At 73.7% G+C, this 26004-nt stretch carries 19 protein-coding genes; 14 read left to right on the top strand and 5 right to left on the bottom strand.

The genetic code is table 11. The annotated features are described in order from the left end of the window. Positions 1-13: 13 nt before the first annotated feature. Positions 14-208: an antitoxin gene (locus QRY02_RS15925; RefSeq protein WP_285992297.1), complete on the bottom strand. Its 195-nt coding sequence runs from the start codon at positions 206-208 to the stop codon at positions 14-16. Positions 209-555: 347 nt separating this feature from the next. Between QRY02_RS15925 and QRY02_RS15920 the strand changes: the two genes are divergently transcribed. The 3 genes from QRY02_RS15920 to QRY02_RS15910 all read left to right on the top strand — a co-directional run bounded on the left by QRY02_RS15920 (position 556) and on the right by QRY02_RS15910 (position 4504). After that, complete coding sequence (locus QRY02_RS15920) at positions 556-2268, top strand: sulfatase-like hydrolase/transferase (RefSeq protein WP_285992296.1); 1713 nt, start codon at positions 556-558, stop codon at positions 2266-2268. Between the two features lie 451 nt (positions 2269-2719). After that, positions 2720-3847, top strand: coding sequence for a S1 family peptidase (locus QRY02_RS15915; RefSeq protein ID WP_285992295.1), 1128 nt, complete (start codon positions 2720-2722; stop codon positions 3845-3847). Between the two features lie 105 nt (positions 3848-3952). Next, positions 3953-4504, top strand: coding sequence for a dihydrofolate reductase family protein (locus QRY02_RS15910; protein WP_285992294.1), 552 nt, complete (start codon positions 3953-3955; stop codon positions 4502-4504). Here the strand turns inward: QRY02_RS15910 and QRY02_RS15905 are convergent. Together QRY02_RS15905 and QRY02_RS15900 are read right to left on the bottom strand one after the other, a co-directional pair. Continuing rightward, the gene (locus QRY02_RS15905; protein ID WP_285992293.1) at positions 4501-5091 is read right to left on the bottom strand and encodes a TetR/AcrR family transcriptional regulator; all 591 of its coding nucleotides are present in this window, start codon (positions 5089-5091) and stop codon (positions 4501-4503) included. The genes QRY02_RS15910 and QRY02_RS15905 overlap by 4 nt on opposite strands. Before the next feature lie 4 nt (positions 5092-5095). Next, complete coding sequence (locus tag QRY02_RS15900) at positions 5096-5965, bottom strand: alpha/beta fold hydrolase (protein ID WP_285992292.1); 870 nt, start codon at positions 5963-5965, stop codon at positions 5096-5098. Positions 5966-5999: 34 nt separating this feature from the next. On the opposite strand from QRY02_RS15900, the gene QRY02_RS15895 reads away from it, so the two are divergent. Beyond that, positions 6000-6437, top strand: a complete 438-nt coding sequence (locus QRY02_RS15895) for a peptidoglycan-binding domain-containing protein (RefSeq protein WP_285992291.1) — start codon at positions 6000-6002, stop codon at positions 6435-6437. 176 nt (positions 6438-6613) lie between these two features. On the opposite strand, the gene QRY02_RS15890 is transcribed toward QRY02_RS15895, so the two are convergent. Further along, on the bottom strand, positions 6614-7060 hold the full coding sequence (locus QRY02_RS15890) for a YybH family protein (RefSeq protein WP_285992290.1): 447 nt from the start codon (positions 7058-7060) through the stop codon (positions 6614-6616). Positions 7061-7110: 50 nt separating this feature from the next. Between QRY02_RS15890 and QRY02_RS15885 the strand changes: the two genes are divergently transcribed. Together QRY02_RS15885 and QRY02_RS15880 are read left to right on the top strand one after the other, a co-directional pair. Beyond that, positions 7111-7746 (top strand): TetR/AcrR family transcriptional regulator, encoded by a 636-nt coding sequence (locus QRY02_RS15885; protein ID WP_285992289.1) that lies wholly within the window; start codon positions 7111-7113, stop codon positions 7744-7746. Positions 7747-7814: 68 nt separating this feature from the next. Next, positions 7815-8333, top strand: a complete 519-nt coding sequence (locus QRY02_RS15880; protein ID WP_285992288.1) for a VOC family protein — start codon at positions 7815-7817, stop codon at positions 8331-8333. Here QRY02_RS15880 and QRY02_RS15875 read toward each other — a convergent pair. Continuing rightward, positions 8330-8755 carry a DoxX family protein gene (locus tag QRY02_RS15875; RefSeq protein WP_285993849.1) on the bottom strand — a complete coding sequence of 142 codons (426 nt, stop codon included), beginning with the start codon at positions 8753-8755 and terminating at the stop codon, positions 8330-8332. The genes QRY02_RS15880 and QRY02_RS15875 overlap by 4 nt on opposite strands. 430 nt (positions 8756-9185) lie before the next feature. Here QRY02_RS15875 and QRY02_RS15870 point away from each other — a divergent pair, with 430 nt between their 5' ends. The 8 genes from QRY02_RS15870 (at position 9186) to QRY02_RS15835 (ending at position 25995) form a co-directional block, all read left to right on the top strand. Then, positions 9186-9875, top strand: coding sequence for a TetR/AcrR family transcriptional regulator (locus QRY02_RS15870; RefSeq protein ID WP_285992287.1), 690 nt, complete (start codon positions 9186-9188; stop codon positions 9873-9875). Further along, positions 9872-10978 carry an FAD-dependent oxidoreductase gene (locus QRY02_RS15865; protein ID WP_285993848.1) on the top strand — a complete coding sequence of 369 codons (1107 nt, stop codon included), beginning with the start codon at positions 9872-9874 and terminating at the stop codon, positions 10976-10978. The genes QRY02_RS15870 and QRY02_RS15865 overlap by 4 nt, the downstream gene beginning before the upstream one ends. A gap of 32 nt (positions 10979-11010) precedes the next feature. Further along, positions 11011-11673 carry an alpha/beta fold hydrolase gene (locus QRY02_RS15860; RefSeq protein ID WP_285992286.1) on the top strand — a complete coding sequence of 221 codons (663 nt, stop codon included), beginning with the start codon at positions 11011-11013 and terminating at the stop codon, positions 11671-11673. A gap of 29 nt (positions 11674-11702) precedes the next feature. Further along, positions 11703-12968 carry a PucR family transcriptional regulator gene (locus tag QRY02_RS15855; protein WP_285992285.1) on the top strand — a complete coding sequence of 422 codons (1266 nt, stop codon included), beginning with the start codon at positions 11703-11705 and terminating at the stop codon, positions 12966-12968. Between the two features lie 85 nt (positions 12969-13053). Next, the gene (locus tag QRY02_RS15850) at positions 13054-13302 is read left to right on the top strand and encodes a hypothetical protein (protein WP_285992284.1); all 249 of its coding nucleotides are present in this window, start codon (positions 13054-13056) and stop codon (positions 13300-13302) included. Positions 13303-13720: 418 nt separating this feature from the next. Further along, entirely contained in the window at positions 13721-17158 is a 3438-nt protein-coding gene (locus QRY02_RS15845; RefSeq protein WP_285992283.1) for a beta-ketoacyl synthase N-terminal-like domain-containing protein, read from the top strand. 57 nt (positions 17159-17215) lie between these two features. Continuing rightward, the gene (locus QRY02_RS15840) at positions 17216-20704 is read left to right on the top strand and encodes a non-ribosomal peptide synthetase (protein WP_285992282.1); all 3489 of its coding nucleotides are present in this window, start codon (positions 17216-17218) and stop codon (positions 20702-20704) included. Continuing rightward, positions 20701-25995 (top strand): type I polyketide synthase, encoded by a 5295-nt coding sequence (locus QRY02_RS15835; RefSeq protein ID WP_285992281.1) that lies wholly within the window; start codon positions 20701-20703, stop codon positions 25993-25995. The genes QRY02_RS15840 and QRY02_RS15835 overlap by 4 nt, the downstream gene beginning before the upstream one ends. Positions 25996-26004: the final 9 nt, after the last annotated feature.

The following is a 26004-nucleotide window of genomic DNA, read 5'->3' as shown; positions in this document are numbered from 1 at the left end:
CACCGGGCCGGGCTCACTGGGGAGGCGCCTCCTGCTGCCCGCCGCCCTGGTTGTGCAGGTAATCCTTCACCTTGTCCGAGCCCTGGTCGATCTTGTCGGCGTGGTCGCCGAAGCGCTGCTTGGCCGCCTCGGCGGCCTTGTCGACGCCCTGGTCGGCCTGGTCGGGGTGCTTCCCGAGCGCTTCCTTCGCCTTGTCGAACAGATTCATCGTGGGCCTCCATCGGTGATCCGATCTTCGGACTCCCCGAGGAGAACACCGGGGACGCGGGCCCGCAACGCTCCCTCCCCTGTACCGGGGATTTCCGGTGTTGGCGCGGGTGAAAGGCGGTGTGACGGGGTTTGCCGCGGGTGGGTCCGGGTACCGGTGATTCCTCTCGCGGGCGGGGCCGGTCGGTACGGGCATGGGCCTGTTGGTGGCGAGCAACCCAGGCCGGTACGTCGAGATCCCGGGGGCGCGTGAACCGTGCGCCACCCGGGCTCGTATATCCGGTGACGATCGCCGCCCCGCCGCACGGGCCGGCGGTCACCACCGTGCACCACGACGTGAGGCTCGCCATGGTTGGAAACATCGGTCTGCCGCTGGGGCGGCGCGCCCGCCGCCGCACCCCGGGCCCGGGGCCGGCCCTGCCCGACTTCGGGCTGCCCCGGCCCGGACGGCGGCGCCACGTCGTCGCGAGCCGGGTCCTCACCGCGCTGGCCGCGCTGCTCGTGCTGTTCGGGCTCCTCGCCCCGGACGACCTCAGCTCGTTCTCCGCCGCGGCGCTCGTGCGCGTGCCCGTCGAGGGGCTCGTGATCGGTGCGTTCCTGCTGGTCCTGCCGCCGCGGCCGCGGCGCGTCGCCGCCGTGCTCGCCGGGCTGGGGCTCGGGCTGCTCACCCTGGTGAAGGCGCTCGACACCGGCTTCTACGCCACCCTCGAGAAGCCGTTCGACCCGATCTACGACTGGAGCTTCTTCCACGCCGGCGTCGAGTTCCTGGCCGGGCAGATCGGGAACGCGGCCACGATCGCCGCGCTGATCGGTGCCGGCCTGCTCGCGGTGGCGGTCATGGTGCTCATGGTCCTCGCGATGCTGCGGCTGAGCCGCGTCGCCGCGGGCCGGCGGACCGGCGCGACGCGGGTGGTGGCCGTCCTCGCCGTGGTCTGGATCGTCTCCTCGGTGTTCGGCGTCGAGCTCGCGCCGGGGCAGCCGGTCGCCGCGCAGAGCGCCGCCGCGCTGGCCTACGGCGACCTGCGTCAGGTCGGCGCCGACCTGCGGGACCAGCGGCCGTTCGGGGAGGTGGCCGCCGACGACGCGTTCCGGGCCACCCCGGGCGCGCAGCTGCTGAACGGGCTGCGCGGCAAGAACGTCGTGCTGACCTTCGTGGAGAGCTACGGGCGGATCGCGCTCGACGACCCGGTCATCGGGGCGAAGATCGGCCCGACGCTCGACGCCGGCACCGCCGAACTGCGCGCGGCGGGCATCGGCGCGAAGAGCGCGTTCCTGTCGTCCTCGACGTTCGGCGGCGGCAGCTGGCTGGCGCACTCGACCGTGCAGTCGGGGATGTGGATCGACAACCAGCAGCGGTACAACGACCTGCTCGCCAGCGACCGGCTGACCCTCGGCGGGGCGTTCCAGCGGGCGGGCTGGCGGACGGTCTGGGACGTGCCCGCGCACACCAAGGACTGGCCGGAGGGGCAGAAGTTCTACCACCCGGACGCCTACTACGACGCCCGTTCCATCGGGTACCACGGGCCGGGCTACGCCTACGCCACCATGCCCGACCAGTTCTCGCTCTCGATGCTGCAGCGCAAGGAGCTCGCGAACGCGGCGAAGCAGCCGGTGATGGCGGAGGTCGACCTCGTCTCCAGCCACGCGCCCTGGTCGCCGCGGCCCTGGCTGGTCGACTGGAACCAGGTCGGCGACGGCTCGGTTTTCAACCCCCAGCCCGCGGCGGGCGAAGCGCCGGAGTCGGTCTGGAAGGACCCGGAGAAGATCCGCGAGGCCTACCGCGACGCGACCGACTACTCCCTGAAGACGGTGATCTCGTTCGTCAAGCAGTACGGCGACGAAAACACGGTCCTGGTGTTCCTCGGTGACCACCAGCCGCCGGTGGTCACCCCGCAGGGCGCGGTCCACGACGTGCCGATCACCATCGTGGCCAAGGACCCGAAGGTCCTCGACCGGATCGCCGGCTGGGGCTGGCAGGACGGCCTCCACCCGGGCGCGCAGGCGCCGATCTGGAAGATGGACTCCTTCCGCGACCGCTTCCTCAACGCCTTCGCGCACTGACCGTCCTGTTCGGACGCACCCCGCGCCGGGCCGCGGGGTGCGCACGGAACCGCCCGGCCGACTTTCCCGGTGGCCGGGCGGTGTCGTGGCCGGGTTCCGGCGCCGCCTTCCCGGGTGGAGAGCGCCGTGAAGGGGACGAGCGGGCACGTCCGGTGCCCGGCAGACTCCCGTTCGGGCCGCCGCCGGTGCGACCGTGCTCTACTTGGTTCAGACCTTTGTGCAACGCCGCGAAGAAGGGTTGGCGGCACGGCGCGGGCGGGCTGTCGACACCGGTCCGCGCTTCGGTCGTGCGCGAGAAAACCCTTGCGTCAAAGGACGTTTTGTAAGTCCACAATGGATGGACGTCGCGGAATTCCGGACAGAAGACCGGACAAATCTGGACCCGGTGCGGGTCGTGACCGCACACTCTGCGGACGGTGTGTTTCTTTCCCCCGGCCTTGGAGGAGTTCCCATGCGTCGAAGAATCGCCCTGGCTCTCGGCGGCGCCGCCGTCCTCACCGCGTCACTCGCCTCCGCCTCCCTCACCCCCGCGGCCGCCCAGGCGTCGCCCGGCCTGATCGCCGCCATGCAGCGGGACCTCGGGCTCACCGCCGCCCAGGCGTCGGCCCGGCTCACCCAGGAAATGTCCGCCTCCCGGGTGCTGCCCGCCGCGCAGCGGGCCGCCGGCGCCGCGTTCGGCGGCGCGTGGTTCGACCCGGCGCTGGGCAAGCTCGTCGTCGGCGTGACCGATCCGGCCGCGGCCACCGCCGTCCGGCAGGCCGGGGCCGAACCCGCCACCGCCCGGACCAGCGCGGCGAAGCTCGACGCCGCGAAGGCCGCGATCGACGCGTCGGCGAAGGCGGACCCCGCCCCGGCCGCCGTCAGCGGCTGGCGGGTGGACCCGCGGGCCGGCAGCGTCGTGGTCACCCTGCGGCCGGGCGCGCACGGCGCCGAGGTCGACTCCTTCCTCGCCCGGGCGGCGAAGGCCGGCCCGGTCACGGTGGCGACCGCGCCGGCCGCCGAGCCGTTCTCGGCCGGCACCGTCGGCGGCGACCCGTACTACATCAACGGCAACACGCGCTGCTCGATCGGCTTCTCCGTGCAGGGCGGGTTCGTCAGTGCCGGGCACTGCGGCGGCGCGGGCAGCTCGGTCGTCGGCTGGGACGGCTCGGCCATGGGCAGCTTCGCCGCATCTTCCTTCCCCGGCAACGACTATTCGTTCATCCGCATCGGCAACGGCTGGTGGACCGCGCCGGTCGTGCTCGGCTGGGGCACGGTGAGCGATGCGCTCGTCCGCGGGTCGTGGGTCGCGCCGGTCGGCACGTCGGTGTGCCGCTCGGGCTCGACCACGCACTGGCACTGCGGCACGGTGCTGGGCCAGAACGAGACGGTCAACTACGCCCAGGGCGCGGTCTACCAGATGACCCGGACCAACGTCTGCGCCGAGCCCGGCGACTCCGGCGGCTCGTTCATCACCGGTGACCAGGCCCAGGGCGTCACCTCCGGGGGCTGGGGCAACTGCAGCTCCGGCGGGGAGACGTGGTTCCAGCCGGTCAACGAGATCCTGCAGACCTACGGGCTGTCCCTCGTCACGGCGTAGAAAGGGCCCGATGCCGGCGGCGGCCGATGAATCCGGCGGCCGCCGCCGGTAGGTACCGGTGCGGCCGCGCCACCGGGGCGCGGCGACCAGGCACCGGGAGCAATCATGAGCGTGATCGTCGTCGAGTTCACCACCCTGGACGGCGTCGTCGAGGACCCGGACGGTTCCGGCGGCACGGCCGGCGGCGGCTGGGCGTTCCGGCACGGGCCGGAGGCGGTGGCCGGGGACAAGTTCCGGCTCGGATCCCTGCTCGACACCGGCGTCCTGCTGTTCGGCCGGACCACGTGGGAGCTGTTCGCGAAGCTCTGGCCCGGCCGCTCGGGCGAGTTCCCCGACCGGCTCAACGCCGCGGCGAAGCTGGTCGCGTCGCGCACCCTTCAGGACGTGTCCGCGTGGCAGAACTCCGTGCTGCTGCGGGGAGATCTCGCCGAAGCGGTCGAGCGGGAAGAACGGGACGTCATCGTCATCGGCTCGATCGGGATCGCGCAGGAGCTCGCCCGCCACGGCCTCGTCGGCGAGTACCGCCTCCTGGTGTTCCCGAGCGTGGTGGGGGCGGGCCGGCGGCTCTTCGACGACGTCGCGGCCCCCGTGGACTTCGACCTGGTCGCCACCGCCCAGGCCGGGCCCGCGATCCTCAGCACCTACCGGAAGCGCTAGGTCCGCAGGAGGCTCCCGAGCCACCCGCCGAGGACCTGCTGGACTTCGGCGCGCGTCCGTGCCGGGTCGTCGGCCGCGGCGATCATCCGCGCGGCCTCCATCACCGCGCTGAGCACCAGCTGCGCCAGGGCGTGGACGGGCATTTCCACGATCAGCCCGTCCGCCCTGGCCTGCGTCAGCACGGCGACGATCAGGCCGAGGCCGTACTCCGCCTCGATCTCGCGCCAGACGTCCCAGCCGAGCACGGCGGGTGCGTCGGTGAGCGAAATGCGGCGGACCTCCTCGCGCAGGCAGGCGTCGAGGAAGACGCCGAGCCCCTGCAGCATGCCGGCCAGCGGGTCCGTGCCGGTGGCGAACGCGGCCCGCACCTCGTCGGTCAGCTCGCGTTCCAGTTCCTCGACGACGGCGCGGAACAAGCCCTGCTTGTCGGCGTAGTGGTGGTAGAGCGCGCCGCGGGTCACCCCGGCGGCGCGGGTGATCTCGTCGGCCGGCACGGCCTGGTAGCCACGGGCGGCGAACAGTTCGCGCGCAGCGGCGACCAGGGCGGCCTTCGTGCCGGCGGAACGGTCCTGCTGGGTACGTCGCACCCGCCTAATCTGCCATGGCGCCCGCGAACTCGACGACGTGGCGGGCCAGCACCGCGGGCTGGTCCTCGGACAGGAAGGTGTAGGAGTCCGGCACCTCGACGAGTTTCGCGTCCGGCAGCAGCGCGGCGAGCCGGTGGGCCAGCCGGATCGGGAACAGCTTGTCCTCCGGTGCCCACGCGAGCAGCACGGGCCGGTCGAACGTGCGCAGCGCCTCGGCGGCGGCCAGCGTGTGGCGCGGGTGCACGGACCGCAGCAGCTTCCGCAGGTCGCGCCGCACCCCGGCCGACTTCCGCAGCGGTGAGAGGTAAGCCCGCGCGACGGCGTCCGGCAGCGGCCGCTTGACCACCCAGCCGAAGAGGATCGGCAGCGGGTACAGCGCGCGGATCCGCAGCAGCTGCCCGAGCACCGCCATCGAGCCGGGGATCCGGGCGAGCGGCGGCAGCGCCTGGAAGATCGGCGGGAAGAAGTACTCGAAGCAGTCGGACGGCGTGAGCACGACCCGGCCGACCCGCTCGGGGCGGCGGCTGAGCAGGATCTGCGTGAGCGCGCCACCGGTGTCGTTCGCGACGAGCGTGACGTTCCGCAGGTCCAGTGCGTCGAGGAAGTCGGCGATGACGTCGGCGTTGCCGGTGGGGGAGAGGTCGGCGTCCGCGCGCATCGGGAGGTCGTGCGAGCCGAGCGGCAGATCCGGGGCCAGGCACCGGAACCCGGCGGCGGCGACGTCGGGCACGACCTTCCGCCACAGCTCGGCGTTCGTCAGCACCCCGTGCACGAACACCACCGGGGCTCCCGTGCCCCGCTCGGAGTACCGCACCTCGCCGGCGGGGAGCCGGACGCGGTGTTCCTGACCCAGGGCTTCACTGCGCTTCGTCATGCGGCCAGGTTACATACATGGTGTATGTATGTAAATGGGTCGGGAGTTCACGACAGTCGGAACGGCGACGGCGGGTCCGGGTGACCGGGGCGGGGCTTGGCGGATCTTTGGCCGCCGGGGGTGTCGCCGCGACGGCGGCGTTCCCGGGCGTGGCCGCCGCCTACTCCTGGCCGGCCACACTCACGTCGGGCTCGACCGGCGTGCTGCCGTGCGGGAACTGCAGATCCGCTTCGCCGGCTGGGCCGCCGATAGTCCGAAGCAGACTTACGTCGCCGTCGACGGGGACTTCGGGCCCGGCACCGCCGCGGCGCTGAAGCGCTTCCAGGCCGCGAACCACCTGGCGGTTCACCTCGAACGACGGCACGGGGTTCGGCAGCGGCACCTCTACGGACGCGCACCAGCACGCCGACAGCCGGGTCGGACACGCCTACGGCTCGCCGGGCTGGTGGGGGAGAGCGGCACGGTCAGCTGAGTGATGCGGTGATGCCCCGGGACTTGGCTTCGGGGAAAGGTCGGATCCGGGGGCACCACCGCCCGCGGGACAGCTGACACGGTGTCCTGCGGTGGACTCACCCTACGAACCGCCCGCGGCCCTGACCAGGGCCTCGATGCGGTGTCGAAGGTTTGTCGCCCGGTCGGTCGGCGGACCTACCGAGAGTGGGTCCCGGTCGGCGATTCCCCGGGCTCGGGTTCGTCCGGCGGCCGGTCGGCGTGGCGGTGGACGATCTTCCATTCGCCGTCTTCGCGCCGGTACACGTGGGTGGCGCGCAGGGTGTACGTCGTGGGCGTGCCGTTGACCGACACCGTGTTGTGCTCGAAGCCGATGGTGTAGGCGAGGTCGCCGCTCGCGCCGGCCGCGACGACCTCGAAGCGGTATTCGCGCGAGTCGGAGAACTGGGCCGCGACGCGCTTGAAGGCCGCGTTGACGTCGGGCCAGCCGGTGCGGATCGGCAGCCAGGCCCCGAACAGGCTCACCGGGCCGGCCTGCGACCACAGGGCGGTGCGCGGCTCCGCGTCCCCGCCGTGCATGGCCCGTTCGGCGGCGGTCTGCCGCGGCAGCATCTCGGCGAGGAACGCTTCGGTGGGTGATGGCATGATAACTCCAATACAGTCGTGCTGTTTTCAATACAGTGAGGATGTATCGGATGACCGAGCCCGTCAAGCGCCCGTACGACTCGAGCCGGCGCCGGGAGCAGGCGCGGGAGAACCGGCGGCGGATCCTGAGCGCGGCGCACAGCCTGTTCGTCACGCGCGGTTACGGCCGGACGACCATCGCGGACGTCGCCGCGGAGGCCGGGGTCGCCCCCGAGACGGTCTACTCGGCGTTCAAGAACAAGCCCGCGCTGCTGCACCGCGCGTGGGACGTGGCCGTGGGCGGGGACGACCAGGACGTGCCCCTGCTGGAGCGTCCGGAGGCGCGGGCCCTGTTCGCGGAGCCCGATCTGCGGGCCCGGTTCGCCGCGTTCGCCGTCTTCAACACCGCGGCCATGCGGCGGACCGCGCGGCTGCACCTGGCCGTGCGCGGCGCGGCGGCGAGTGAGCCCGCGGCCGCGGCGATGCTCGAGGAGATCGACCGGCAGCGGCTGGAGGCGATGACCCGGCACGCCCGCGCGGCCGCGGCGACCGGGCAGCTGGCGGTGGCCGAAGACGAGTGCCGGGACGTGCTGTGGTCCACGACGGACGGCACGCTGTGGCATCAGCTCGTCGAGCGGCGCGGGTGGTCCGACGAGCGGTACGCGGCCTGGCTCGGTCGGCTGTGGGTGGCGGCCCTGCTGCCTTGACCGGCCCCGGAGGCGCGCTTAACCTTAAGTTGAAACTTCAACCGAACTGCGCGCAGCACGGAGCCCCGATGTCGATCTTCCGCCTGAACCACGCCGTGCTCTTCGTCCGGGACCTGGCCGAAAGCGTGGCGTTCTACCGGGACGTGCTCGGCTTCGGGTACATCGACGGCGGCGACGCGCACCGGGGCGCGGCGTTCCTGCGGGCGCCCGGGTCGGCCAACGACCACGACCTCGGCCTCTTCGAGATCGGCGCGGACGCCGCGGATTCCGGGGCCGGGCGGACCTCGGTCGGGCTCTACCACCTCGCGTGGGAGGTCGACACCCTCGGGGACCTCGAGCGACTCGCGGCCCGGCTCACCGAAGCGGGCGCGCTGGTCGGCTCGTCCGACCACGGAACCACGAAGTCCTTGTACGCCAAGGATCCCAGTGGACTGGAGTTCGAGGTCGTCTGGATCATCCCCCGCGAGCTGCTGACCGAAGAGGACCGGGCGAAGAGCGCGTCGACCGGGCGCCTCGACCTCGCGCGGGAACTGGCGAAGTACGGTCCCGACGCGCGCAGCGGCGTCGGGATCTCCCGCACCTCCTAGACCGTGGCGCCCTCCCGCGCCGGCTCGGAAGACCGCTGCCGGACGGAAAGGTTGCCCAGCGCGAAGCGGCCCGCACCGACGAACGCGATGAGCAGCAGCGACCAGCAGAACAGCACGGCCGCTTCGCCGCCGTTCTGGATCGGGAACAGGCCCGTCGGCAGGTGGACGACGAAGTACGCGTAGGCCATCGAGCCGGAGCCGACCAGGGCGGCGACCCGGGTGCCGAGGCCGACGCAGACGAGCACGCCGCACACGAGCTGGATGACCGCGGCCCACCAGCCCGGCCAGGACCCGACGGCGGCGGCGGACTTCGCGCCGAACAGGCCGAAGAGCGTCTTGAGGCCGTGGCAGGCGAAGAGGAAGCCGATGATGATGCGGTAGAGCCCGAGGACGTGTTCGCGGGCCGGGTCCAGGCGGTGCATGGTGCCTCCGGTGAGCGGGGAGAGGGCAGCGGCGAACCGGCCGGAGGTGCGGCCGGACGCGTTCGGAATTCCGATCACCCAGATATACCGGTCGTGGAGAGCTGCCACAAGCGCCAAATGTCGTGTAAGCGAGTTTCGAAAGCGTTAACTCGCTGGTCATGGCGGTGCGGCTGCCTTGTGGCGCAACGGAAGGCCGCCGTACGGGTGATCTTCCCCGGGGTGGTCTGGACCACCGGATAATCCGGCCCGCTCTTTCGGGATTATTTTCGAATCTTTCGATGCGGCGCTTAACGGACGACTTAACAAAATGATGGATCCGAATGTCGTATTCGACGCACCCGAATGATGCGTTGATTCCCGGAGCGCCCGGCCGGGCGAACATGTTCGTGCCGAACTTGCTCGTAACGAACATGTTCGTTACGGTGGTGGCATGACTCCGGGAAGCACCTACAGCCGCCGGGAGCGCCCGGCGAAACCCGCGTTGACGCGTGAGGGGATCGTGGCGGCCGCCGTCGCGGTGATGCGCGCCGAAGGCGTCGAGCGCGTCACCATGCGCCGGCTGGCCAAGGAGCTCGACACCGGGGCGGCGTCGCTCTACGTCTACGTCAAGGACACCGAGGAACTGCACGCCGCGATGCTCGACGTGCTGCTCGCCGAGGTCCGCCAAGACGGCGAAGGGGACTGGCGCGAACGCCTGTGGGCGGTGCTGGACTCCTACCGCTCGGTGCTGTTCGCGCACCCCAGCCTGGCCAGGGTCGCGCTGGTGACCCGGCTGAGCGGCCCGCACTACCTGGCCCTCGTCGAGGCGGTGCTCGCGCTGCTCGACGAGGGCGGCATGGCGCCGGGGCAGGCCGCGTGGGCGGTCGACGTCCTGCTGCTGACCGCCACGGCGACGGCCGTCGAGCACGGCACCCGCCGGGAGAAACCCGGGGCCGCCCGTGAACACGAGGAGATGACCGAGTCACTGGCGGGTGTCTCGCCGCGGACGCACCCGCACATCGCCGCGCTGGGCCCCGACCTGGTGTCCGGGCCCGGCCCCGCCCGCTCGAGGTGGGCGTTCGACGCGCTGCTGAACGGCGCGCTCGCCACCCCGCGCCCCGAACCCGAGGAGACCCTCTGATGCTCTCCGTGACGATCGTCGGCGGTGGCCTGGGCGGCCTCACGCTGGCCCGGATCCTGCACACCCGCGGAATCCCGTCGACCGTCTGCGAACTCGAAACCGCACCGGCCGCCCGCGACCAGGGCGGCACGCTCGACCTCCACGAGGAGTCCGGCCGGCGCGCGCTGGCCGAAGCCGGGCTGACGGCCGAATTCCGCGCCGTCGCCCGCGAGGAGGGCGACGCGCTGCGCATCCTCGACCGCCACGGTGCCGTCCGCTTCGAAGAGGGCCCCGGTGAGGGCGGTGGGACGCGGCCGGAGATCGACCGCGGCGAGCTCAAGCGGATCCTGGCCGGGTCGCTGCCGGACGGGGTGGTCCGCTGGGGTGCCAAGGTGACCGCGGTGTCGCCGGGGAAGGTCACCTTGGCCACCGGCGACGTCCTGGAAACGGACCTGGTGGTCGGCGCGGACGGCGCCTGGTCGAAGGTCCGGCCGGTGCTTTCCGGCGCCGTGCCGCGCTACTCCGGGCTGTCCTTCGTGGAGGCCGGTCTGTCCGATGTGGACGTCCGGCACCCGGCGGCGGCCGCGCTGGTCGGTCCGGGGTCGATGTTCGCGCTCGCCGAAGGGAAGGGGCTGATCGCCCAGCGCACCGGTGGCGACCGGATCCGGGTGTACGCCGCGGTCCGGACCGAAGACGCCGGCGCCGTCACCGGGCTGGCCGAGCGGGACCGGCTGCTCGAGGTCTTCGCCGGGTTCGCCCCCGATCTGCGGGCCCTCATCGCGGACAGCGAGGGCGCCCTGATCCCCCGGCCCGTCCACGCCCTGCCGATCGGGCACCGCTGGGCGCGGGTGCCGGGGGTGACCCTGCTCGGCGACGCCGCGCACGTCATGTCGCCCTTCGCCGGCGAGGGCGCGAACCTCGCCATGCTCGACGCCACCGAGCTGGCCCTCGCGCTGGCGGACCACGACGACGTCGAAAGCGCTCTCTCGGCCTACGAGGCCGCGATGTTCCCCCGCGCGGAAGAAGCCGCCCGGGTCTCGGCGGACAACCTCGAAGCCTGCTTCGCCGCCGGCGCGCCCGACGCGATGGTCGAGCAGATGACGCGCTTCGCCACGCAGGACTGACAGGACTGACAGGACTGACGGAAGGAAAGCCCATGGATTTCGACCTCCTCGACACCGGCGGCGGCGACCGCGCCGTGCTGGTCCTCCACGGTGGCGCCGGACCCCGCAGCGTCACCCCGATCGTCGAGCACTTCGCGCCGCACGCCCGGGTGCTGGCGCCGACGCACCCCGGCTGGTCGGGCACCCCGCGCCCGGACGCGTTCACCGGTGTCGACGACCTCGCCCTGGCCTACCTGGACCTCCTCGACGACGAAGACCTGGCCGATGTCGTCGTGGTGGGCAGTTCCTTCGGCGGCTGGGTCGCGGCCGAACTGGCCGTGCGGGACCGCGGCCGCCGCCTCGGCCGGCTCGTCCTGCTCGACGCCATCGGCCCGGAAATCGCCGGACACCCGGTGCGGCCGCCGCAGCCGCCGCCCGGTGCGCCGGGCCCGGACCCGGCCGACCTGGCCGCGATGCGGACCTACGCCGGTCCGGACCTCGCCGACCCGAAGCTGCTGCGCCGCCTCGCCCGGGTCCGGGTGCCGGCCCTGCTGATCTGGGGTGAAGACGACGTCGTCGTCCCGCCGGCGTTCGGCAAGGCGTACGCGGCTGGGTTCGCCGACGCGCGGTTCGAGGTGGTGGCGGGCGCCGGGCACCTGCCGGCGCTGCAGGCTCCGGACCGGACGTTCGACTTGATCGACGAGTTCCTCGCCTAGGTTGAGGTGCCACCCCCTAAGGTGGCTCCATGGTGGACGAAGAAGTCGTCTCGGAGCGCATCCGGCAGATCGCCGCCACCCTCGAGGGCCGCGCGGGCGAACTCACCGGCGAGCTGGTCCAGCTGTACGCCACCGATCTGCCGCAGTTGGTCAACGACGACGAGCGCATGGTGAGCCTGCTGTCGGCGAGCGTGTACCAGAACATCGAGACCGCGCTGCAGATCTTCCGGCACGGCATCGACCCGGCCGGTGTCGAGCCGCCGGCCGCGGCGATCGAGTACGCGCGCCGGCTGGCGCAGCGCGGCACCCCGGTGTTCGACCTGATCCGCGCGTACGACCTCGGGCAGGCCGCCATGCTCGACTTCGGGTTCGAGGAGTGCACCCGGCTGGTCGACGACGCGGCCCTGCTCGGCGCCATGATGCGCCGGCTGCTCCGGGTCGCCTACGAGTTCATCACCCGGGTCGTCCGCCAGCTCGTCGGCGTCTACCAGGACGAACGCGACCGCTGGCTGCTCAACCGCAGTGCCGCGCGGGCGGCGAAGGTGGCGGACCTGCTCGAGGGGAACGGCGGCCCGCCCGACGTCGACGCCGCGGAGGCGGTGATCGGCTACCGCCTGCGCGGCACGCACGTGGGCATGATCGTCTGGCACACGTCGGAGGCCTTCGTCGACGACGCGCTGTCGCTGCTGGAGTCGGTGGCGGGCGCGGTGTTCGAGCGCGTCCGCGGGCAGGGCCGTCCGCTGTTCGTACCGCGTGACGAGGCGAGCGCCTGGGTGTGGCTCCCGCTCGCCCCGGGCGCGACGATCGGCCGGGCCCACCTCGACGCGGCGCTCGCCGGAGCCGAAGCCGGCGTGCGGGTGACCGTGGGCGACCCGGGCACCGGCGTGGCCGGCTTCCGCGACACCCACCAGCAGGCCCGCCGGGTGCACGCGCTGGCGCTGGCCGCCGGGGAGCACTGCGACCGCGCGCTGACCTTCCGGGAGGTCGGCACGGTGGCGCTGATGACGAGCGACCTGAACGCGGCCCGCCTGTGGGTCGCGAGCACGCTCGGGCCGCTGGCCGCCGACGACGAGAACGGCGGCCGGCTGCGCGAGACGCTGCGGGTGTTCCTGACGACCGGCGGCAGCTACACGGCGGCGGCCGCGGAGCTGACGATGCACAAGAACTCGGTGCAGTACCGCGTCCGCAAGGCGCAGGAGCTGCTGCCGCGCGGCCTCGGCGAGGACCGGCTGGACGTCGAGCTGGCGCTCGCCCTGTGTCGCCGGCTGGGCTCGGCGGTGCTCTCCCCGGCCTGACTTTGGTGTCCGGGACCACCGGGGTCCAAGATCGTTGGTCCGCCGGCACGAGGTCGGGACGCTGATCTTCGCTTACCGTCGTCCCATGGGTGAGAACGGTGGGATGCTCGCACTGGTGCGGCTACGCCGAGGCGTCGTCGGCGAAAGCAGACGCGTCTGCCACCTGATCCCCGTGCCCGCCGGCCCGGTGCCCGCGCACCTGACGGCCCTGTGCGGTGAGTCGATCTTCCCCGGGGAAGCCGAGGTGCTGGACGGGCTGCGCGGCATGCCGTGCCACGCGTGCCTGGTGCGGAGCGCGCCACCGGGACCCGGCCTGCTGGCCGACGCGGGCTGAGTCCACCGTGGGGCCGGCCGCGGTCCGTGGCCGGCCGCGTTCCGTGCGGGCGCGGCTGAATCGATTTCGTGAAAATGCCACCGCGCACAGGCAGGAACAAAGCGGTCGAAATGCTTGTCGGTGAATATCCGACCGGAACCGGCGGCGATTTCAGTGCGTGATCACGGGCGGTAGTCGAGCGAATGTCCACAGTGGTGTCTGGTCGGGATTCTGTCGTGGATGGCGTGGGAAACTGCGGCGACTGGTCCAGGATCGATAGGTCATTCGGCTGAACTCTGCGGATTACGTACCCGAAGACGGTGTCGCTCCCCTTAACCTTGCGTGATTCTTCGTCAATCGCACTGGGGAGTGAGATGAAGTCGACGTCACCGCCTTGGTTTCCGCGCGCCCATTCACCGTCGGGCGCCTGCGGCCGGCGATGACGCAAGCCGGAATTCTCAGACGTTTCGCGGAAATCGCCCGGCACTCGTCCGATCGGCTCGCGGTCCTCGGGGATCGCGAGGCGGTGAGCTACGGCCGGCTGGCCGCGCTGGCCGGCGGGCACGCCGCCCGGCTGCTCGACGCCGGGGTGCGGCCGGGTGAGTTCGTCGGCCTGGTCACCGGGCACGGCACCGGCGCCATCGCCGCGATCCTCGGCACCCTGGCCGCGGGCTGCGCCTACGTCCCGCTGGACCCGACGTACCCGCGGGACCGGCTCGCCCACCAGGTCGCGGCCGCGCGGGTTTCGGCCGTGCTGGCCGATCCCGGGCACCTCGAACTGGCGGAAGCCTTGTGCCGCACCGGGTCCGCCCGGGTGGTCCGGTCCGGACGGGACACCGCGCCGCTGCCGGTGCCCGACCCGGACCCGGACGCGCCGGCCTACGTGCTGTCCACCTCCGGCTCGACCGGGAGGCCGAAGGCCGTCGCCCAGACCCACCGCAACCTGCTGCACGTGGTGGACAACCAGATCGCGACGCTCGGCATCACCGCCGCCGACCGGGTCAGCCTGCTGGCCTCCTTCGGCTTCGACGCGGCCATCCCCGACCTCTACCCGGCCCTGCTGACCGGCGCCGCGGTGGTCCCGGTCGACGTCCGCGCCCACGGCGTGGCCCACGCGGCCCGCGAGCTCGCGCGGCACGAGGTGACGGTCTACCACTCGACGCCCACGGTCTACCGCTACCTGCTCGACGCCCTCGACGGGGACCTGCCCTCGGTGCGGACCGTCCTGCTCGGCGGTGAGCAGGCCACCTACGCCGACGTCCGCCGCGGCCGGTTCGCGCCCGGCTGCGTGTTCGTCAACGGCTACGGCGCGACCGAGGTGACCTTCGCCGCCCAGTACCGGCTGACCGCCGCGGACGTCGACGAACACGCCACCGGCCCGCTGCCCATCGGGACCGCGCTGCCGGGCTACACGCTCACCGTGCTCAACGGCGGCGAGCTCGAAGTCAGCGGCGAGTACCTGGTCGACGGCTACTTCGACCAGCCGAGCCCGGCCTTCGGCACCACCGGCGACGGTGTCCGCAGCTACCGCACCGGCGACCTCGGCCGGGTCCTGCCCGACGGGAACCTCGTCTGCCTCGGCCGGCTGGACCGGCAGGTCAAGGTGCGCGGGTTCCGGATCGAGCTGACCGAGATCGAAGCCCGGCTCGGCGAACGGCCCGAGGTGGCCGAAGCCCGCGCGGTCGTCCGCGACGGGGAACTGCTCGCCTACGTCGTCCCGGCGGCGGGAGCCCGGCCGGACGGGACGGCGCTGCGGGCCGCACTGGCCGAGGTGCTGCCCGGCCACGCGGTACCCGGCGCCGTGACCGTGGTCGCGGCCTTCCCGCTCACCGTCAGCGGCAAGCTCGACGAGGAAGCGCTTCCGGACCCGCGGCCGCCCGCACCCGCCCCGGCCGCGCCGATGACGCCGGCGGAGCGCCGGGTGCACGCGATCTGGTGCGCGGTGCTCGGGCACGACCGGATCGCCACCACGGACGCGTTCTTCGACGTCGGCGGCCATTCCCTGCTGCTGGGCCGGGTCCAGCAGCGGCTGTCCGCCGAGTTCGGGGCCGAGGTTTCGCTGCTCGGCCTGCTGGAGCACCCGACGGTCGCGGCGCAGGCCGCCTACCTCGACCAGTCCGCTTCCGGCGAGGCACGGCCCGCCGAGGACACTCCCGGCGAGGACGAACCCGGCAGCGACCTGATCGCCGTCGTCGGGCTCGCCTGCCGGTTCCCCGGAGCGCCGGACGCCGGCGCCTTCTGGTGGAACCTCTGCGCGGGGGCCGACGCGATCCACGACTACACCGACGACGAGCTGGCCGCGCTCGGCATCGGGCCGGGCCTGCGAGCGGACCCCGCGCACGTGCGCGCCGGGGGACGGCTCGAGGGCGTCGAGGACTTCGACGCCGGCTTCTTCGGGTTCACCGCGGAGGAAGCCGCGCTGACCGACCCGCAGCACCGGCTCTTCCTGGAGACGGCGTGGCACGCCCTGGAGGACGCGGGCCGCGACCCCGCGCGGGAACGCGGCCCGGTCGGCGTGTTCACCTCGGCCGGGGTGAACCGGTACTTCCTGTTCCACCTGTTCGGGAACCCGGCCGTGACCGGCGACGTCGACCCCGACGACTGGGAGGGCCGGCTGCCCGGCCGCCAGCTGCCCGATCACCTGCCCGGCCAGGTCGCCTACCGGCTGGGCCTGACCGGGCCCGCGGTGGCCGTCCAAAGTGCCTGCTCCAGTTCGCTCGCCGCGGTCGGGCTGGCCGCCCAGAGCCTCGCGGAGTACCGCTGCGACCTCGCGATCGCCGGTGGCGTGAGCGTCACGTGGCCGCGCTACCGCGCGGGTGGCATGGCTTCGCCGGACGGGCGCTGCCGGTCGTTCGACGTGGCGGCCGACGGCGCCGGGTTCGGTTCGGGCGCCGGGGTCGTGGTGCTGCGGCGGCTGTCCGACGCGCTCGCCGACTCCGACCACATCCACGCCGTGCTGCCCGGCTGGGCGATGACCAACGACGGCGGCGATCGCGCCGGGTACGCCGTGCCGAGCCCGGCGGGCCAGGCGGCCGCGATCGCCGAGGCACTCGCCGTCGCCGAAGTCGACCCCGCCGAGGTCCGGCTGATCGAAGCGCACGGCAGCGGCACCCCGCTGGGCGACGCCATCGAGGTGGCCGCGCTCAACCGGGTGTACCGGGACGTCCCGCCCGGCACCTGCGCGCTCGGCTCGGTCAAGACGAACATCGGCCACCTCGACGCGGCCGCCGGCGTGGCGGGGCTGATCAAGGCGGTGCTTTCGGTGCGCCACGGCGTCATCCCGCCGAACCTGCACTTCACCGCGCCGCACCCGGAGGTCGACCTGGCGGGCGGGCCTTGTCACGTGCCGGTCAAGGCCACCGACTGGCCGGACGTGCCGCGGCGGGTCGCCGGGGTGAGCGCGTTCGGCATGGGCGGGACCAACGTCCACGTCATCGTCGAGGAAGCACCGGCGCCCGGGCCGCGGGTGACCGCGGACGGCCCGCACGTCCTGCCGGTGTCCGCGCGCGACCGGACCGCCCTGCGCGAGGCGCTTTCGGCGGTGCGGGACCGGCTCGCCACCGACCCGCCGGACCTGGCCGACGTCGCCTACACCCTCGCCGTCGGCCGCCGGGAGCTCGCCGTCCGGGCGGCGGTGGTCGCGACGACCGCGGCCGAGGCCGTCGAAGCCCTCGACGCGCTGCTGGCGGACGGGACCGAGCTGGCCGGGCCGCCCGGCGCCGCCCGGGAACTGGCCGCTCGCTGGGTCGGCGGCGACCGCGTCGACTGGACCGCCCGGCACGACGGCGCCCGCCCGGGCCGGGTGCCGCTGCCCGGCTACCCGTTCCAGCGCAGCAGGTTCTGGATCGACCCACCGGCTCGGGGACACCACCCGTGAGCCGGACGCACAACCACACGGCCGCCACCGCGGCCGTGCCGAACTGGGGAGTTCACGTTGACCGACACGTTGCCCGGCACGGGCATCGACGGGCCGGCCCTGTCAGCGACGACACTGTCTTCGAAAACACTGACTTCGAAAACACTGTCCGATGCAGACACGACGGTCGCTGCGCTGATCCTGGCGCAGGCGGAGCGGACGCCGGACGCGCTCGCCGTGCGGCAGGGCAGCACCCGGCTCACCTACGCTGAGCTCGTCGCCGCGGCCTGGGGCGTGGCCGCCGTCCTGCGTGAGCGCGGCGCCGGTCCGGAGACCCGGGTCGGGGTGTGTGCGCACCGGACGCCCGCGCTGGTGACCACCGTCCTCGGGGTCCTGTTCTCCGGCGGCTGTTACGTCCCGCTCGAACCGGGCGGACCGCGGGACCGGCTGTCCGGGATCGTCGCCGACGCCGGGGTCTCGCTGGTGATCGGCGACGCCGCGGTCGCGGAATTCGGGCCAGGGCTCGGGATCGACGTCCCGCCGCCCGGCGCGCCGGGTGTCTGCCCGGCCACCCCGGACAGCACCGCGCACGTGCTCCACACCTCCGGGTCGACCGGGCGGCCGAAGGGCGTGCTCACCACCCACCGCAACATCGTCGCGTTCGCGACCGGGTTCGCCGGGCGGCTGGGCGTCGGCCCGGGCACCCGCACCCTCGGCATCGCCTCGCCCGGGTTCGACGCGTTCACGATGGACGTCTTCGTGCCGCTGATCGCCGGCGGCTCGGTCCAGCTCGCGAGCTCGGCCGACCGGGCGGACCCGGAACGGCTGCGCCGGTTCATCGTCGAGCACGAGGTCGACTGGGGGTTCATCACCCCGACGCTGCTGTCGCTGCTGGACCCCGGAGACGTGCCCGGCTGGCGGACCATCGCCTGCGGTGGCGAGCCGGTGCCCGCCGAGCTGGCCGCCCGCTGGCTGCCCGGCCGGCGGTTCTTCAACGTCTACGGCCCCACCGAGACGACCGTCGTCGTGCTCACCGACGAGGTCACCGGCATCCCGGCCGACCCGCTGCCGCTGGGCACGCCGACGCCGCACCACCGCGCGCACGTCGTCGACGCCGACCTGGGGCCCGTCCCGCCGGGCGAGGTGGGCGAGCTGGTCATCGGCGGGCCCGGGCTGGCCGCGGGCTACCTGAACAGCCCGGAGCTGACCGCGCGGAAGTTCGTCGAAGACCCGGGCACGCCGGGGGAGCGGCTCTACCGCACCGGCGACCTGGCCCGGCTGCGCCCCGACGGCCGGCTGGAGTTCGCCGGCCGCGCCGACCGCCAGGTGAAGGTCCGCGGCCAGCGGATCGAGCTCGGCGAGGTCGAGGCCGCCCTGAGCACCCACCCGGACGTCGACGCCGTCGCGGTCGAGGCCGTGCCGGGTCCCGGCGGCACCCGGCTGGTCGCGTTCCTCACCCCGGTGTCGGCCCCGTCCGACGAGGTCATCCACGCCTACGCCGGGGACCGGCTGACCGAGGCGATGCGCCCGGCCGCGATCCGGCGGCTGGCCGGGCTGCCGGTCAGCACCGTCACCGGCAAGATCGACCGGGCGGCCCTGCGGGCCCTCGCCGAGAGCGAGCCCGCGGCGGCGCAGGCGCCCGGATCGCCGGTGGAAGCGGTGTGGCGGACGGTGCTCGGTCCCGGTGCCGGGACCGATTTCCTGCTCTCCGGCGGCGATTCGATCTCCGCGATGCGGCTGGTCGCGGCGCTGCGTGCCGAGTTCGCCGCCGACGTGTCCGTCGAAGACGTCTTCACCGGGCGGACCCTGGCCGGGCTCGCGCGGCGGGTGGCCGCGGCCGCCCCGCTCACCGGGGCCGGCCTGACGACCGGGCACGCGCCGGCGTTGTCCCCGCCGCAGCGGCGGCTGTGGTTCCTCGACCAGCTCGCCCCGGACGCCGCGCCGTACAACATCGCGATGGCGTTCCGGCTGACCGGACCCCTCGACGTCGCGGCGCTGAAGGCCGCATTGCGGGCGGTCGCCGAGCGGCACGAGGTGCTGCGCTGGCGCATCCGCCCGGTCGACGGCGTCCCGCGGGCCGAATGCCTGCCGCCGCAGGACGTGGCCCTGCCGGTCATCCCGGTGGCCGCCGGCGCCGTGGCCGGCCGGCTGGCCGCCGACGCGGCGGCACCGGTGCGGCTCGACCGCGAACCGCCGTGGCGCGTGCGGCTCTACGAGCTGGGCCCGGACGAGCACGTCCTCGGGTTCACGCTGCACCACGCGGTGTTCGACGGCTGGTCGCAGGAGCTCCTCTGCGCCGACCTCACCGCGGCCTACCGCGGCGAAACACTGCCGCCGCTCCCGGTGTCCTATGCGGACTACGCGGTCTGGCGCGCGGACCGCGACCACCGCCGCGAAGCCGTCGACCTGGCCTGGTGGACGGCTCACCTGGCCGGTGCGCCGTCCACTGTGGACCTGCCACGGGACCGGCCGCGCCCGGCCGTGCAGACCTACCGCGGGGCGAGCCACCACCAGGCGTTCCCCGCCGGTGTGGCCGAGGCCGCCGAGGAGCTGGCCCGGCGCGCCGGGACCACCCGCGCCGGGGTGGTGCTGGCCGCGTTCGGGCTGTTGCTGCGCCGCCTCACCGGCGGGGACGACCACCTGGTCGCCACCGTCGTCGCGGACCGGCAGCTGGCCGAAACCCAGGACGTCGCCGGGTTCTTCGTGGACATCGTCCCGGTGCGGCTGCGGGCCGGGGCTGCGGACTTCACCACGCTCGTGCGCGACAGCGGCGAGGAACTGCTGGCCGCCACCGCCCACCCGGCGGCGCCGATCGACCGGCTCGTGGACGCCCTCGGCGTGCCGCGAGACCCGGCGCGGGCGCCGCTCGTGCAGGTGATGGTCAACGTCCTGAACTTCACCGAACCCCGGCTGGACCTGCCCGGCGTGCGGGGGACGTGGCTGCCGGTCGGCAAGCCCGGCTCGCCGTTCGACCTGACCGTCTACGTCCTCGGGCACGGGATCGAGCTGCTCTACAACCCGGACCTGTTCGACGCGAGCCGGATGTCCGCGCTGGCCGAGGACTTCACGGCGCTCCTCGCCGCGCTCGTCGCCGAGCCGGACCGCCCGGCCGGGACGTGCGCACCGGAGCTGCCGCGGGCGGGCGTCCGGACTGCCGCGCCGGGCGCCTCCGGCCGTGCCCCGGCGCGAGCGGATCCGGCGCCCGTCACCGATGCGGGCGCATTGGCCGCCACCGAAGCGGTCATCGCGGCGGTCTGGCGGGAAGTGCTCGGCCGCGACGCCGTGGGCGTGACCGACAACTTCTTCGACCTCGGCGGGCATTCGCTCGCCCTGGCCCGCGTCCACGCCGAGGTCACCGCCCGGCTCGGCCGCCGCATCCCGATGGTGGACCTGTTCACCCACCCCACCGTCCGCGCCCTCGCCACCCACCTGCACGCGGGGGCCGCGCCCAGCCCGGAGCTCGCCCGCGCCGCCGAGCGGGTCGCCGCCCGCCGGGGGCGCACCCCGTCCAGAAGACCCCGCCGCAGTGCCGGCACGACCGGCCAGGAACAGGAGCGACCGCAGTGACCCACGACCTCGAACCCGACCCCGGCACCGAGCCGATCGCCATCGTCGGGATGGCCGCCCGCGTTCCCGGCGCCGGTGATCTCCGGCAGTTCTGGCGCAACCTCGTCGACGGCGTCGAGTCCATCAAGCCCGCCACCCGTGAGGAACTGCTCGCCCGCGGCGCGGATCCGGCCACTCTGGACGATCCCAGCTGGGTCAACGCCACGACGATGGTCGAAGGCTTCGACGAGTTCGACGCCGACCTGTTCGGCATGACCAGCCGCGAAGCCGAGATCACCGACCCGCAGCACCGCGTGTTCCTCGAAGCCTGTCACTCGGCACTGACCGACGGCGGCTACGACCCGGCCCGCTACCGCGGGGCGATCGGGGTCTACGGCGGCACCGGGCGGACCGGCTACCTGATCGAAAACCTGCTGCGCAACGAGCGCGTCATGGCGTCGCAGCACGGCGGCATCGGGATGTCGACCGGCAACCAGCCGAGCTACCTGACGACGTCGGTGTCCTACAAGCTCAACCTGCGCGGCCCGAGTCTCGCGATCCACACGGCGTGCTCGACGTCGCTGGTCGCGGTGCACCTGGCCTGCGAGGCGCTGCGCAACGGCGAGTGCGACATGGCGCTGGCCGGCGGGGTGAACCTGGAGATGCCGCACGGCATCGGGTACATGGGCGTCGAAGGCTTCACCTCGCCGGACGGGCACGTCCGGGCGTTCGACGCCGGTGCCAACGGCACGGTGTGGAGCAGCGGCGTCGGTGTCGTCCTGGTCAAGCGGCTGTCGCAGGCGCTGGAGGACGGCGACCACATCCGGGCGGTCGTGCTCGGCAACGCGATCAACAACGACGGCGCCACGAAGGTCGGCTTCTCCGCGCCGAGCGTCGCGGGCCAGACCGAGGCCATCGCGCAGGCGGTCGGCATGGCCGGGGTCAGCCCGCGCACGATCGGCTACGTCGAGGCGCACGGCACCGGGACCGCGCTGGGCGACCCGATCGAGATCACCTCCCTGTCCACTGTGTACGGACACGGCGTCACGGACACCGGCTGGTGCGCCATCGGCTCGGTGAAGTCGAACATCGGCCACCTGTCCCAGGCGGCCGGGGTCGTCGCGCTGATCAAGACCGTGCTGGCGATGGAGCACGGGCTGATCCCGCCGACCATCAACTACGAAGAACCCAACCCGGGCATCGACTTCCCGCGCAGCCCGTTCCACCCGGCGCGGACCGTGACCAAGTGGGAGGCGGCCGACACCCCGCGCCGGGCGGGCGTCAGCTCGTTCGGCGTCGGCGGCACCAACGCCCACCTGGTGCTCGAGGAGGCCCCGAAGCCGCAGCGGCACCGGCGTCCGCACCCGGCGCACCTGCTGCGGGTGTCGGCGAAGACGCCGGAGACCCTGGCCACCGCGGTCGAGCGCCTCGCCGACCGGCTGGCCGGGGACGTCGACCTCGACCTCGCCGACGTCGCGCACACCCTCGCCGCCGGGCGTACCGAGTACGCCCACCGCGCGGTCGTCGTCGCCCGCGACTCCGAAGACGCGGTCGACGGCTTGCGCGACCCGCGGCGCCTGCTGACCGCGCAGGCGGCCGAGCTCAAGGTGGCGTTCCTGTTCTCCGGCCAGGGCTCGCAGTACGCCGGGATGGGTGCCGAGCTGTACCGCAGCGAGCCCGTCTTCGCCGCGGCCGTCGACGAGTGCTGCGAGCTGGCCGGCCTGCCGGGCCTGAAGGAGCTGATCTTCGACCGCGGCGGGGACGCGCGGCTGCGGGAGACCCGCTTCACCCAGCCCGCGCTGTTCGTCGTCGAGTACGCGCTGGCCATGCTCTGGCGCAGCTGGGGCGTGCGGCCCGGGGCGATGATCGGCCACTCCGTCGGCGAGTACGTCGCCGCGACCGTCGCCGGGGTGTTCACCCTGGCCGACGCGGTGGCGCTGGTCGTCCGGCGCGGTGAGCTGATGCAGGCCATGCCGGCCGGCGCGATGCTCGCCGTCCAGCTCGACGAAGAGGCCGTGACGAATCGGCTGCCCGAAGGCCTGGCCATCGCGGGCGTCAACGGCCCGGGCACCTGCGTCGTCGCCGGGCCGTCCGGCGCGATCGCCGATTTCGCCGCGCTGCTCAGGTCGAGTGACGTGCAGTGCCGCGAGCTGGTGACCTCGCACGCCTTCCACTCGCCGATGATGGACCCGATCTTGGCGGAGTTCACCGAGGCCGTCGCCGCGGTGCCGCGGTCGGCGCCGTCGCTGCCGTTCCTGTCCAACCTGACCGGCGGCTGGATCACCGACGCGCAGGCCACCGATCCGGGGTACTGGGCGGCCCACCTGCGCCAAGCCGTCCGGTTCGGCGACTGCGTGCGGACGCTGTTCGCCGGCGGTGACCGCTGGGCCCTGGTCGAATGCGGTCCGGGGCACCAGCTGGCCGGGCTCGCCCGCGGCCAGGTGCCGAAGGGCCTGCCCGCGCCTCGGCCGAGCCTGCCCGGCCGCACCGACCGCGAAGGCGACGTCGAGACGCTCCACGCCGCGGCCGGTCTCTTGTGGACACACGGAGTATCCGTCGAGCCCACGGCTCCGGGGTACCGCGTGCCCCTCCCGGGCTACCCGTACGCGCGCAAGCGGTACTGGGTCGATCCCGATCCGGCGGGGACGGTCGCCGCGGTTCCGGCGCGGCCGAGCGGGCCGCTGCCCCTCGACGAGTGGTTCGCCGTGCCGTCCTGGCGGCAAGCCGGGCCGCAGCTGCGGCGCGAGCCCTTCGCCTCCTGCCTCGCGTTCGTCGACGACGATGTCCTGCCCGGGCTGTTGCGGGAGGCCGGGGTCACGGTCACCGAGGTCCGCCCGGGCGACCGGTTCTCCGCCACCGAGGCCGGCTTCACCGTGCGGCCCGGAGCCCGCGAGGACTACGACGAACTCGTCGCCGCACTCGGAGCCCGCCCGGAGCGGGTCGTCCACGGGTGGGCGCTCGGCGGGACCGAGACCGGGATGGCCGCCCAGGACCGCGGGTTCTTCAGTGTCCTCAACCTGGTCCAGGCGTGGGGCGAGCCGGTGCGGATCGACCTGCTGAGCACCGGCACCGCCGACGTCACCGGCACCGACCTGACCCGGCCGGAACACGCCACCCTCGCGGGCATCGCGCGGGTCGTCCCCCTCGAGGTCCCCGGCACGGTCGTGCGCCGGATCGACGTCGAGCGCTTGTCCGGCGAGGTCGTGGCCGAGCTGTTCGGGCCGGCGGACGCCGCGGAGGTCGCGCTGCGCCGCGGCCGTCGCTGGGTCCTGGAGCACACCCAGGTCACCGTGCCCGAAGCGGCGACACCGGTGCTGCGCGAGGGCGGCCGGTACCTGATCACCGGCGGGACCGGCGGAATCGGCATCACCCTGGCCGAGGACTTCGCGCTGCGCGTCCGGGCCAAGCTCATCCTCCTGACGCGATCCGGCCTCCCGCCCCGCGAGGAATGGGCCGCGTACACCGCCGACGACCGGGCGGGCCGCGCGATCCGCGCGATCCGGCGGATGGAGGCGGCCGGCGCGGTGGTGCACGTGCTCGCCGCCGACGTCACCGACCCGGCTCGGCTGCGGGAAGCCCGCGAGCTGGCCGAACGCGAGTTCGGCGGCCTCGACGGGATCGTGCACGCCGCCGGGCTCCCCGGCGGCGGCGTCGCCGAGGTCAAGGAGCGGGCGGCCGCGGAAGCGGTGCTGGCGCCGAAGATCGGCGGCACCCTGGCGCTCGCCGAAGCGTTCGCCGACCTGCCGATGGACTTCGCCGCGCTGTGCTCGTCGGTCACCGCCGTCTCCGGCGACTTCGGGCAGGTCGACTACTGCGCGGCCAACAACTTCCTCGACGCCTACGCCCGCGGCGACCACGGCTGGCAGGCCCGGGTCGTCTCGCACGACTGGGGCGGCTGGGACGAGGTCGGCATGGCCGCCGAGGTGGCCGCGCCGACGACCATCCGCTCCACCCGCACGAAGGCGGACGGCCCGGTGGCGCACCCGGTGCTCACCACCCGCACCGGCGAAAGCGCCCACGGCCTCGTCTCGGCGGCCGGGCACTGGCTGCTGGCCGAGCACCGGATCGCCGGCGTGCCGGTCGTCCCGGGCACCGGGCACCTCGAAACCGTGCGGGCGGCGGTCGAGGCCGTCCTGCCGCGCCCCGGCGAAGGCCACGTCGTCGAACTGCAGGACGTCGCTTTCCTGGAGCCGTTCTCGGTCCCGGAAGGCACCGTCGCGGAATACCGGGTCGGCTTCGACGGCGACGGCTTCACGGTGACCAGCCGCGCGGCCGGGGTGACCAAGGTGCACGTCCGGGGCTCGGCGGCCCGGGTGCCGTCACCCACGACGTCCACTGTGGACCTCGACGCGGTGCGGGGCCGGACCCGGGTGCTCGACGACGGCAACGCCTTCGGCACCGGCCGGACCAGCATGGTCACCTTCGGCCCGCGCTGGGCCGCGCTGCGCACCCACCACGTCGGCGAGCACGAGGAACTGGCCTCGCTCGTCGCGCCGGACGCGGCCGCCGGCGACACGGGCTGGGGACTGCACCCGGCGCTGCTGGACGTCGCGACCGCGTTCGGCCGCGGCCGGGGGAGTGGCACCTACCTGCCGATGAGCTACGGGCGGGTGGTCGTGCACGCCCCGCTCCCGGCGAGCTTCCACAGCCACCTGCGCTACCGGGACTCCGGCGGCGACCAGGTGATCTCCGCCGACCTGACGCTGTGCGCGGACGACGGGCGGGTGCTCGTCGAGATCGAGGACTTCGTCCTGCGGCAGGTCGACGAAGGCGCGGTGAGCGGCGGGCTCGCGGCCGTCGCACCGAAGTCTACTGTGGACTCCAGCGGGATCCGGCCGGTCGACGGCGCCGAGGCGTTCCTGCGGGCCCTGACGCCCGGCCTCGGCGGCCAGGTGGTGATCAGCACCCGCCCGGTGGCCGACCTGTTCGCCCGCCGGGTGACCGCGGAACGCCTCGAAGAGACCGAAGAGGTCGCCGAGACGGTGTCGACGCAGGCGCAGGACGACTACCTCGCCCCGCGCACCGACCTCGAGGCGGAGATCGCCCGGCAGTGGGCCGAGGTGCTCGGCGTCGAGCGGGTCGGCGTCCACGACGACTTCTTCGCTCTCGGCGGCAACTCGCTGGTCGCCATCCAGCTGATCGCCCAGGTCCGCAAGACCACCGGCGCCCGGCTGGCGATGAAGACGCTGTTCGAATCCTCCACGGTGGCCGCGCTGGCCGAGCGGATCGAGGAACTGCGGAGCGGCTCCGCGCCCGCGCCCGCCGACGGACCCGCACCCGCCGCGACCACCATCCCCAAGCTCGAGCGCTGAAGCAGGAGA

The sequence above is a fragment of the Amycolatopsis sp. DG1A-15b genome (assembly GCF_030285645.1).
In the GTDB taxonomy this organism is placed as follows: Bacteria; Actinomycetota; Actinomycetes; order Mycobacteriales; family Pseudonocardiaceae; genus Amycolatopsis.
Note: the sequence above shows the minus strand (reverse complement) of the source record. Positions and strands in the feature narration are given on the sequence as shown.

Bases quoted from the DNA above. Each gene is read 5' to 3' on its own strand.
- QRY02_RS15920 (WP_285992296.1), top strand. From the start codon at position 556: ATGGTTGGAAACATCGGTCTGCCGCTGGGGCGGCGCGCCCGCCGCCGC.
- QRY02_RS15870 (WP_285992287.1), top strand. From the start codon at position 9,186: ATGACTCCGGGAAGCACCTACAGCCGCCGGGAGCGCCCGGCGAAACCC.
- QRY02_RS15895 (WP_285992291.1), top strand. From the start codon at position 6,000: ATGGGTCGGGAGTTCACGACAGTCGGAACGGCGACGGCGGGTCCGGGT.
- QRY02_RS15875 (WP_285993849.1), bottom strand. From the start codon at position 8,755: ATGCACCGCCTGGACCCGGCCCGCGAACACGTCCTCGGGCTCTACCGC.
- QRY02_RS15845 (WP_285992283.1), top strand. From the start codon at position 13,721: ATGACGCAAGCCGGAATTCTCAGACGTTTCGCGGAAATCGCCCGGCAC.
- QRY02_RS15880 (WP_285992288.1), top strand. From the start codon at position 7,815: ATGTCGATCTTCCGCCTGAACCACGCCGTGCTCTTCGTCCGGGACCTG.
- QRY02_RS15915 (WP_285992295.1), top strand. From the start codon at position 2,720: ATGCGTCGAAGAATCGCCCTGGCTCTCGGCGGCGCCGCCGTCCTCACC.
- QRY02_RS15925 (WP_285992297.1), bottom strand. From the start codon at position 208: ATGAATCTGTTCGACAAGGCGAAGGAAGCGCTCGGGAAGCACCCCGAC.
- QRY02_RS15860 (WP_285992286.1), top strand. From the start codon at position 11,011: ATGGATTTCGACCTCCTCGACACCGGCGGCGGCGACCGCGCCGTGCTG.
- QRY02_RS15855 (WP_285992285.1), top strand. From the start codon at position 11,703: ATGGTGGACGAAGAAGTCGTCTCGGAGCGCATCCGGCAGATCGCCGCC.
- QRY02_RS15890 (WP_285992290.1), bottom strand. From the start codon at position 7,060: ATGCCATCACCCACCGAAGCGTTCCTCGCCGAGATGCTGCCGCGGCAG.
- QRY02_RS15850 (WP_285992284.1), top strand. From the start codon at position 13,054: ATGGGTGAGAACGGTGGGATGCTCGCACTGGTGCGGCTACGCCGAGGC.
- QRY02_RS15910 (WP_285992294.1), top strand. From the start codon at position 3,953: ATGAGCGTGATCGTCGTCGAGTTCACCACCCTGGACGGCGTCGTCGAG.
- QRY02_RS15900 (WP_285992292.1), bottom strand. From the start codon at position 5,965: ATGACGAAGCGCAGTGAAGCCCTGGGTCAGGAACACCGCGTCCGGCTC.
- QRY02_RS15885 (WP_285992289.1), top strand. From the start codon at position 7,111: ATGACCGAGCCCGTCAAGCGCCCGTACGACTCGAGCCGGCGCCGGGAG.